Genomic DNA, 10,100 nt, shown 5'->3' with positions numbered 1-10,100 from the left:
TGGCGCTGCCGTGAAGAACCTGTCCCATAGTGCATCCTTCCATTCCTGGGAAAACAATGCACCATCAAAATGCGGGATCAAACAACTATTCTTCCCGGAACGCCCGGTTGAAGCTGTCGATCACCGGCTTTGCCAGATACTCGAAAAATGTGCGCTCGCTGGTCTTGATGTAGGTCTCGACCGGCATGCCTGGATAAATCTGCTCCAGCGTGATCTCCGGAGGCAGCGCGTCAGTCATGCGAAGGCGCGCCGTGTAGTAGGCCTGTTCATTCTCCCGGGTGAGCAGCCGGTCAGCCGAGAGATATATCACTGTCGCATCGACGGTCGGTGTCGTGCGGGCATTCAACGCGCTGAAGCGCAGCCGCGCCTCCTGCCCGATTTTGACGACATCCACGTCCTGGGGGGAGACACGCGCCTCGATCACAAGATCGGTGGCGGTCGGCAGAAGCTCGAGCAACGGGTCACCTGGCCGGACGACGCTGCCGCGGCTGTTATAGGCCATCTTGACGATAATCCCGTCACTCGGCGCGCGGATCACGATGCGATCGAGGACGGCTTTCGCGGCACGCCGCTGCTCCTGCGCGTCGGCAATTTCAACACGGACATCGTTGAGTTCGGAGACAGCCGCCTCGACGCGCTGGGTCTTCAGCCGGGCGATTTGCTCCTCGGCCTCGGCTATTTGCGTACGTGACGTCAGAATGGAGGCCTTGGTTTGGCCAAGCTGGCCCAGCAGATCGGCCTCGCTTCGCAGCAAAGCCGTGTACTCCGACCGGTCCGTCAGGCCCTTGTCCAGCAACCCCTTTTTCCGTTCCGCCTCGTCCCGGACAATTTCGAGTTGCCGTTCGACCGCGACCTGCTGGGCTGCCATCCCCTCGATCTGGTCATTCAGCGCGCTTATGCGCTGGTTCAGGATGAACAGTTCCTGACGATGGCGCGCGAGACGCGTATCGAACTCCATCTTCTGCTCGGCTAAAACACCGTCTTCGCCTTCGGAGATCGCCATTTCCTCAAGGCTCTCGGGAAAGATCAGCTTATCGGCACCGTCCCACTCGGCCGCCAGCCGCTCGGCACGTGCCATAAGGGCGACGAGTTGCTTCTGAAGGCGATTGTACTGGGCGCGAGCGCTGGTCCCGTCGAGCTCGAAGAGGGGCTGGCCGGCATTGACGCGGTCGCCTTCGTGGACGAGGATCTTGTCGATTATCCCGCCTTCCAGATGCTGCACACGCTGGTTCTGCCCGCCCGCCGCAACGACCCCCGGCGCTATAGCTGCCCCTGAAAGCGGAGCAAGCGACGCCCAGGCGCCGAAGCCGAAGACGAAGAGAAGTGTCGAGGCGCGCCCGACAGTCGAGACCAGCCGCGTGCTGGTCTTGACGTTCCTGGCCCAATCGGCCCTGGCCCCATCAGCGTTCTCGTTCATATCCGTTGTCCTACCTGCACCGATCAGCGCCTGATCTCGGGCGCGACGCTTGCGAAGCGCCCTAGGACGACCGGCTGCGGCGCACTGCCGGCACTGCGTTGCTGCGCCTCGCGCGCGGCTTGCGCTTTTTCGACCTGACGCTGAAGCACGTCCTCGCGGGGCCCGTATTCTTCCAGATATCCATCTCGCAGAACCATAATGCGGTCCGCCTTCTCGACGACCGAGCGTCGCTGGGTCACGATCAGAACCGTGATCCCCTCCGCTTTTGCCGTAGCGAGCGCATGCTCCAGAGCCTTCTCGCCTTCGACATCGAGATTGGCGTTCGGCTCGTCGAGAACCAGGATCCTCGGCTCGCCGAAGAAGGCCCGGGCGAGCCCCACACGCTGGCGCTGCCCGCCCGAGAGCTGAAAGCCTCTAGGCTCAATCATCGTATCGTAGGCTTTCGGCAGCTTCAGAACGAGATCGTCCATCCCGGCCTTCTGGGCGGCGCGAATGATGGCTTCGCCGGACGCGTCGGGGTCGAAACGGGCGACATTCTGAGCGACCGTCCCCGGCAGGAGCTCAACGTCCTGCGCGAGATAGCCAATATATTGGCCAAGGCGGTCGGGATCCCAATTGCGAATGTCTGCACCGTCGATCCGCACCGCGCCTGATCGCGGCTCAATTGCTCCGATCAGCGTGCGCATGAGGGTCGTTTTCCCCGCCCCGGAAGGTCCGATCACGGCCACGCACTCGCCAGCGGGGATCGTGGCACTGATGCGTTTCAGCAGCGGCTCGCCCGCCTGCGTTTTTCCACGCCCCGCGGCCTCCCCATTCGGCGGGAAAACGACGACGGCTTCGAAAGTCACCTCGCCGCGCGGAGCGGGGAGATCGGTGCGTATCTCGGCTGGCCTTGCGGCGGCCAGCGCCTCGCTCAAACGCTTCCAGGCCTTGCGTGCTTCGATGAAGCCCTTCCAATTGCCGATGACCTGATCGATCGGCTGGAGACCACGCCCCGAGATGAGCGAGGCGGCAAAGATCATCCCCGCCGTCATTTCGCCGGCAAGCACAAGGTAACCGCCATAACCGAGAGTGGCGACCTGGAGACCGAGGCGCAGGATGCGCGACAAGCCGGCAAAAAGCGCATTGACACGGTTCATCCGATCCTGCGCGGCGAGAGAAAGAGCCTCCTCCGAGCCCCAGCGATGGACGATGTTGCGGTTCATGCCCATCGCCGTCAGGCTTTCGGCATTCCTGACGAAGGCCTGAGCGGCCAGCGTCGCGCTCATCTGGCGGGTGGTGGCATCGTCCGCCGCCTTGGCGCTCGTCCATTGGTTGGCAATGGCAATGGCAACGAGAACGACCGCTCCCACCAATGTCAGCCAGAAGAGATTCGGATGGATCAGATAAAGAAGCCCGATAAAGAAGGGAGCGAAGGGCAGGTCGAGGAAAGCGAAAAGCCCCCGCCCGGAGGTAAAGCCACGGACGGCGTGGAGATCGCGGAGCGGCTGGACATCACCGAGGCTTGCACGGGGGGAAGCCATGGACGCCAGAAGCGCGTCCGCACCGACCGCTACTTCGAGACGACTGGCGAGGCGTCCGGCCATGATCGCTCGTACGCTGTCGATGATACCGAGCAGGAGAAGCGTGCCGGCGGCTATAACGGAAATGTAGATCAATGTCTCGAAGGAGGCCGATGTCAGCACCCGGTCATAGATCTGGAGCATGTAAATCGGCTGAACGAGCAGCAGCAGATTTACCATGAACGTAAAGCCGACAAGCCCCGTGAGGCCCTGGCGAAAAGTGGCCGCCAATCGCTCTCCGCCTTGCATTGGTTAGTGATCCCCTCGCAATAGCCGGCTTGCCGGGCACTGCCAGCCGTCGCCGGCAGTGCCCCTCTTTCCCGCATCATATGCACACAAAGAAGAAATGACAGGCCGACGACGAGTCTTTTCACGCCGGCTTTGGCCTTGAAGCCTTCGCACGCGTGCCGTCAGCACCGTATGATCACCGAATGTCTCACCGGCTAATCATCATTTGTTCATTGCCCGGCGCGGCATTCAAGATCAGGCCAGGAGCACATCGTCCCCGAGATTGAGGCCGATGAGCAGCGGGTCGTGGTCCGACGTCGCATAGACATCGTCATTGTAGAAGGCCGGGTTGTTGAACTCGCCGGAATAGCTGAGCAGGTCCGGCTCCTGCGCGTTGATGTGCCATTCGGCAACGCCACTGACCTGCCCGGCGAGAGACTGCGAGGCAAGTCCCTGATCGAGCGTTCCCTGCTGCCCGTCGAAGATATAGCTGAAGGCGTCGTCCTGCCCGATGAAGCTGTCGATCAGATCGACATAACCGGCGTCGCGAATGGCATCGACGGGGTCTTCCCGGGCATAGGCGTTGAGATCGCCGATGATCAGGACGTCCGTGTCGCTGACGCCGTTCTGAGCGAAATAGCCGTCGGAATTGCTCGGATCGAGCCATTCGGCGAGCTGCTGTGCGGCGGCCGTTCGGGCCGCGTTGAAGGCGCCTTGACCGTCGCCCTGATCGGCGTCGGCGCCTGTGCCGGTTCCGCCCTTTGACTTGAAGTGGCTAACCGCGAGGGTGAACTGTTCGCCCGTCCCCACCTCTTCGAAGGTTGCAGCGATGGTGGGGCGGTTCAATTGCTGGCCGCCATCGTCGTAGACGAGGAAATCGGATGCTACGAGGGTGACTTCGTTGGCTTTGTAGATAAGACCGGTCGTGATGGCGTCGGTGCCGATGAAACCGTCGGAGCCCGGCTCGGTCGGATTGGCAATGGCGTATGTGACACCGGGCTCAGCGGCCGCATTCAATGCATCGACCAGCATCGCGATCGCCGAGGCACTGTCGAAGCCGTTGTTCTCCAGCTCCTGCAGGCCGAAGACGCTGGCATCGATCTCGAGCATCGCCTCAACGATCTTGTCGGTCTGGCGCGCGAGATCCTCGGCCGTCGTCGCGCCGCGCGGCTCCAGATTGTTCGGGCCGGAGCCAGCGCCCGAGCCATCGTCCAAGGTGGTGAAATAATTGAGGAGGTTGAAGCTCGACACCGTCAGCCGACCTCCGACATCGGCCGGTTCGTCCGGGCGGGCAAGACCATTGGTCGTCTCGTCGACCGGCAGGACACCGTCGAGCAGCATCTTGTATTCGCCGAAACCGTACGTGAGGACACCTTCGACCGGTGCAGTGAGCTCGGCGCCGAGCCGGAGCGTCGGACCGTCTTGCGTGAACGTATCGCCGGCATCCAGATAGCCATTGCCGTTGTCGCCGACAGAAGCGGGGACGTAGCGGAATTCGTCCGGATTCTGGGCCGAGGAGCCATCGTCGATGGTCAGTCGGTTGTTGGCATTGGCTTGCTGCAGCGCCTGGATTTCGGCGAGCTGCATGTCCGGGTCGTAGATCTGGGTCGGCTGGACCTGGGCGCCGGCAGAGACCGTGATCTCCCCGAAACGGTCAAGATTGAAGTTCTCGATCACGGTCAGCGGATCGTCCGTGCCGCTCGTCAGCGTGATGGCCATGCCTTCGTATTGTTCGAGATTGGCCGCGAAGTCCGGCGAAAGCGCGACCGTTGCCGAGGTCGGCTGCGCGTTACCGCTCGAAAGGGTCACGATGTCGGTAACATCGGTGATCTCGGTGAGGTCGAAAAATTCCGCCACCGTCCCGGCGACCTCGACCTGGTCGCCGACAGCCACATTCGGCGCACCGCCGGTAAAGACGAAAACGCCCTCCGAGGTCGTACTGTCACCGTCGGCGTCGCTGTCTTCTTCCTGAAGATAGAAACCGTCCGCAACCGTATAGGTCACGATCGCTGAAACAAGCACATATTCGCCGACAAGGAAGCTGGCAGAGCCGCTGCCCTGGATCTCGGAGATGAGAAAGGACGTCGGCTCGCCACCACCGCCGGAATCGCCGTCGTTGGCCGCGCCGGGCGTCTGGTCCTGCGGTCCAACCCAGTCCGCCGCGCCGTCGCCGGTCCGTTGCAGCGAGAGCCCGACGGCCGTGCTGCTGCCTTCGGCGACACCGATATCGGTCGAGGTCGTGCCGGCCGCGGTGCCGTTGGCTGCCGTGAAGGTGCCCTCATAGGACAGGAACTCGATCACGCTGCCGTTCTCGGAGAGAGCGATGCCGTCCGGCGCGCCGTTCTGAATGCCGTTCACCGGCAGGTTCCAGACGTAATAGTCGTATTCACCGTCCGAAGTCATGGAGAAGCCGGAGACGGCCGCCGAATTGTAGGTGGCGCCGCTATTGCCATTATAGAGTTCAACCAGAAGTCCCGAGACGTCGGCGCCGGCCGCGACGCGGATCTCCGCGAATTCGCCGGTATCGGTGCCGGCATTGTCGTAGTGGATCTCGTTGATGCGCGGCGCTACGGGTGCGGTTTCGTCCGCCCCGTTGATGGTGATCGTGACCTCCTCTTCGGTCCCGTCCGTGCTTGCGACGGTGAGGCTGTCGGTGAGGGTTTCGCCGGCACCGAGCGCATCGACGGCCGCGTTGTCGTTGTCGAGCGTGTAGGTCCAGTTCCCGTCCTCGTCGATGCTGTAAGTGCCGTAGCCCATGGCGCTCGCCTGGTCGCTCGCTGGCCGAAACAGGTTGTCGTTGTCGACATCGTCGGCGGTGAGCGCACCGGTCACGGTCGGCGTTCCCGGCTCGGCACCGGCCTCGGTCACTGCCCCACTAATGTCGCCGGTAATCACGGCGGCGTCGTTCACACCGGTGATCGTCACCGCAACGGTTGCGGTAGCGGTACCGCCCTTGCCGTCGTCGACGGTGTAGGTGAAGCTGTCGACGGCGGTTTCGCCCTCGTTCAGATATTGGAAAATATCACCCGGATCGTAGGAAACGATACCGTCCGCCAGCGAAACCGATGCGCCAGCAGCACTTGTCGCCGAAACGGCGACGACCGTCAGCGGGTCGCCGTCGAAGTCCCGATCGTTTGCCGCGAGATCGTCCGCGTCGAACGTGAGTACGGTGTCCTCATCGGCCGAGACCTCGTCGTCGGCCGCGAACACCGCATTGTTGCGTCCGTCGAGATAGAGCGTATAGCCGCTCGCCTCGAAACGGACGGCCTCGATACCGTTGAGAATATCCCGATCACCATCAGGGTCGGTGACTGTGAAGAGGTTGTCGGAGTGGCTCGTGATCCGGGGAAAGCGATAGTCGGATATGCTTCCCGAATAGATCGCCGTGTCGAAACCACGCCCACCGACGATCAGATCACCGCCGTCGCCGCCCTCGATCTCGTCATTTCCTGCCCCGCCGTGGACTATATCGTTGCCTGCGCCCGCATCGATGCGGTCATCACCTCCCAGACCGAAGATCAAGTCGCTTCCGTCGCCGCCCTCGATTTGATCGGCACGACGGGTTCCGAAATAGAGCCGCGGAAAGGAGAAGAATGAGGACATCCTGGCAACCTCTTGTTGGACGGACGATGGCCGGATTGACGTAGCAGCCGACTGCGACAGTCGCTTGACACACCGTCAACCGGCCCGGTCAGGGATCGGGCCGGGCAGCATAGCAGCACAGCTGCCATTTGCACGCGGCAGCGTTCGGCAGGCGCACAAGAACCGAGTTCCAGTGCGCTCCATCACGGCGCGACGGTGGCGTCCTTCTTTGGCCTCAGGAGGCGGCCGACGAGGAGCGGTGCCACGAAGCCCAGGATCGCCAGCGTCCAGATGGTGATAGCGATCGGCGATCCCCACAGGATCGAGAGATCCCCATCGGAAATGGTCAGCGCGCGGCGCAGGTTCTTCTCCATCTCATTGCCGAGCAGGATGCCGAGGATCACCGGCACCAGCGGCACGTCGAGCTTGCGCAGGAGATAGCCGCCGACCCCGAAGATGATCATCACCAGGAGGTCGAAGGTCGAGCCGGACAGGCCGTAGATGCCGACGAAGGAGATCATGGCCACCGCCGGCAGGAGGTATTTCGTCGGCACCTGCAGGACGCGCACGAACAGCCCTACCATGGGCACGTTCAGGAGAAGCAGCATGACGTTGCCGATGAAGAGCGCGGCGATCAGGCCCCACACCACCTCCGGCTGCTGGGTAAAGAGCAGCGGGCCGGGGGTGATGTTGAGCGCCATCAGCATGGCGAGCATTACCGCCGTCGTGCCCGAGCCCGGCACGCCGAGCGCCAGCATGGGTACCAGCGAGCCGCCGGCGGCCGCATTGTTGCCGGCCTCGGGCGCGGCCACGCCGCGCGGGTCGCCCTTGCCGAACGTGCCTTCCTTGTCCTTGAGCCGCTTCTCGACCGTGTAGGCAACGAAGGAGCCGAGCGAGGCGCCTGCCCCAGGCAGAACGCCGGAGAGGAAGCCGATGACCGTGCCGCGCGCCATGGAGCCCCTCGTCTCCTTGAGCATGGAGAGCGGCGCCGTCAGGCGGTTGAGCTTCACCTTTGCGTCGCCGGGCGCCGAGCCGTTGGGATGTTCGAGGAACAGGAAGACCTCGGAAATGGCGAACAGGCCGACGATGGCGATGAGGAAGTGGATGCCTTCGTAGAGGTGGATCTCGCCGAAGGTAAGCCGCGGCACGCCCGTCTGGTGGTCGACGCCGACCATGGCGATGGCGAGGCCTAGCGCGGCGGCGATGACGGCCTTGGCCTGGTTGCGCGCGGCGATGCCGCCGAGCGTGGCGAAAGCCAGCGTGAAGAGCGCGAAATATTCGGCCGGGCCGAACAGCAGCGCCACCTTGACGAGCTGCGGCGCCAGGAAGACGAGCCCCCAGGTGGCAAAGAAGGCGCCGACGAAGGAGGCGACGCCGGACAATGCCAACGCCTCGCCCGCCTGCCCCTTCTGCGTCATCGGATAGCCGTCGAGCGTGGTCATCATCGCCGGCTCGTCGCCGGGTATGTTGAGCAGGATCGACGAGATGCGCCCGCCATACATGGCACCGAAATAGACCGAGGTGAGCAGGATCAGCGCCGGTGTGGCCGGCAGGCCGAGCGTGAAGGCGAGCGGGATGAGGATGGCCACGCCGTTGGCGGGCCCAAGGCCCGGCAGCGCGCCGATGATGGTGCCGAGGAAGCAGCCGATCAGCGCCAGCCCCAAGTTCTGCCAGGTGAGCGCGACGGCGAAGCCATCGCCGAGACTTGCGAGAATGTCCATATCAGAATCCCCAGGGACCGATGGCCAGCGACAGCTTCAGAACCAGCCGGAAGATGACGAAAATGCCGACCGCGATGGCAACGCCGGCGATCGAAGCGGCAACAGGCCCGGCCCCCAGCCGCCAGGAGAGCAGCCCCGCCGCAAAGCTGGTGGAGACGACGAAGCCGAACTCGGGCAGCGCGTAGGTGTAGGCCACCATGACGACGACCGCGAAGACAATCTCGCCGAGACGCCCGAGCCGCGGCCACAGCGGCTCCGGATCGGGCTTGAAGAGCGTGTAGAGCGCACCCAGCGCCAACACCACGCCGACGGCGATGGGAAACGCCTTCGGCCCCATCGGATCTGAGATGAAGCCGACCTGCGTCTGGGCGGCGAAATAGATGTACAGCATGGAAAGCAGCAGACAGGTGCCGCCCAGTATCCGGTCGCTCATCGTCGTTTCCTCCCCGTTCTGGCGTTGAAACCGGCTTGGGCCGGTTGAGATACCCCCTCGCGCCGTCATCCCGGAAAGCCGCAGGCTTGTCCGGGATGACGGCGCGGAGGTTCGGCCCGACCTAAACGCGCCCTTCAAAAGGTGCTTATTGCAGGATGCCGATCTCGCGGCTCAGCGCCTCGGTGTTGGCGATCTCGCCGCTGACGAAGGCGTCGAAGTCGGCGCCGAACTCGGCGAGCGGCATCAAGCCGTTGGCCTCCATCACCGCCTGCCACTCGTCGCTCTCATAGGTCGTCTTGATGGCGTCGACCCAGAAATCGTAGGCATCGTCGCTCATGCCGCCGGGCGCATAGAAGCCGCGCCAGTTGGCGCCCACCGCGTCGATCCCCTGCTCCTTGGCCGTCGGGAACTGCCCGAATTCTCCCGGCAGCCGCTCGTCCGCGAGCACCGCAAGCACCTTCAGGTCGCCCGAATCGACAAACCCCTTGGTCTCGGAAATGTCTCCGGAAAACGCCTGCACGTGGCCGCCCAGGAGCTGCGTCACGGCCTCGCCGCCGCCCTCGAAGGCGACATATTTGATCGCGCGTGCATCGTCGATGCCCGCCGCCTTGGCCGCAATCAGCACCTTCAGGTGGTCCCAGCCGCCCACCGCCGAGCCGCCGGCAAACGCCACTGCGGACGGGTTCTCCTTCACCGCCTCGAACAGGTCGGCAAGCGTTTCGACGGGCGAATCCTTGGACACGGCGATGACGCCGTAGTCGGCGCCTATCGTGCCCAGCCAGCGCACCTGATCCTTGCTGGCACCGGGAAAGGCGCCCTGGGCAAGCCGCGTCGTGGTGGCCGAGGACGCCGCGACGATGAGGCTGTCGTCGCCGTTGCGCTTGGCGACCACCTCGGCGAAGGCCACACCGCCGCCACCGCCCGCAAGGTTGATGACCTGCACCGGGCTCGGCACGATCTTAAGATCGTAAAGCGCCTTGCCCACCTGGCGGCAGGTGAAGTCCCAGCCGCCGCCGGCATTGGCCGGCGCGATGCACTCGGTGTTGCCTGCCTCGAAGGCGAAAGAGGCGCCCGCCGGAGCGAGGGTTGCAAAAAGGGTTGCGGCAGCGGCCGCGATAAGCTTCTTCATGAGGTAGTCCTCCCTTGTTCCTGCCGCA

At 63.8% G+C, this 10,100-nt stretch carries 6 protein-coding genes; all 6 read right to left on the bottom strand.

The annotated features are described in order from the left end of the window. Positions 1–85 precede the first annotated feature (85 nt). Positions 86–1,417, bottom strand: coding sequence for an HlyD family type I secretion periplasmic adaptor subunit (locus GM910_RS21765; protein WP_159591337.1), 1,332 nt, complete (start codon positions 1,415–1,417; stop codon positions 86–88). Positions 1,418–1,440: 23 nt separating this feature from the next. Continuing rightward, positions 1,441–3,210: a type I secretion system permease/ATPase gene (locus GM910_RS21760; protein WP_159591334.1), complete on the bottom strand. Its 1,770-nt coding sequence runs from the start codon at positions 3,208–3,210 to the stop codon at positions 1,441–1,443. A gap of 252 nt (positions 3,211–3,462) precedes the next feature. Next, the gene (locus tag GM910_RS21755) at positions 3,463–6,810 is read right to left on the bottom strand and encodes an ExeM/NucH family extracellular endonuclease (RefSeq protein ID WP_159591331.1); all 3,348 of its coding nucleotides are present in this window, start codon (positions 6,808–6,810) and stop codon (positions 3,463–3,465) included. Between the two features lie 182 nt (positions 6,811–6,992). Continuing rightward, positions 6,993–8,510 (bottom strand): tripartite tricarboxylate transporter permease, encoded by a 1,518-nt coding sequence (locus tag GM910_RS21750; RefSeq protein WP_159591328.1) that lies wholly within the window; start codon positions 8,508–8,510, stop codon positions 6,993–6,995. 1 nt (position 8,511) lies between these two features. Next, a complete protein-coding gene (locus tag GM910_RS21745; protein WP_159591325.1) occupies positions 8,512–8,943 on the bottom strand; it encodes a tripartite tricarboxylate transporter TctB family protein in 432 nt (143 codons plus the stop codon). A gap of 145 nt (positions 8,944–9,088) precedes the next feature. After that, a complete protein-coding gene (locus GM910_RS21740; RefSeq protein ID WP_159591322.1) occupies positions 9,089–10,072 on the bottom strand; it encodes a Bug family tripartite tricarboxylate transporter substrate binding protein in 984 nt (327 codons plus the stop codon). Between the last annotated feature and the right edge of the window lie 28 nt (positions 10,073–10,100).

Origin of the sequence: Chelativorans xinjiangensis, assembly GCF_009812055.1 — a bacterium.
Classification (GTDB): Bacteria; Pseudomonadota; Alphaproteobacteria; order Rhizobiales; family Rhizobiaceae; genus Chelativorans; species Chelativorans xinjiangense.
Note: the sequence above shows the minus strand (reverse complement) of the source record. Positions and strands in the feature narration are given on the sequence as shown.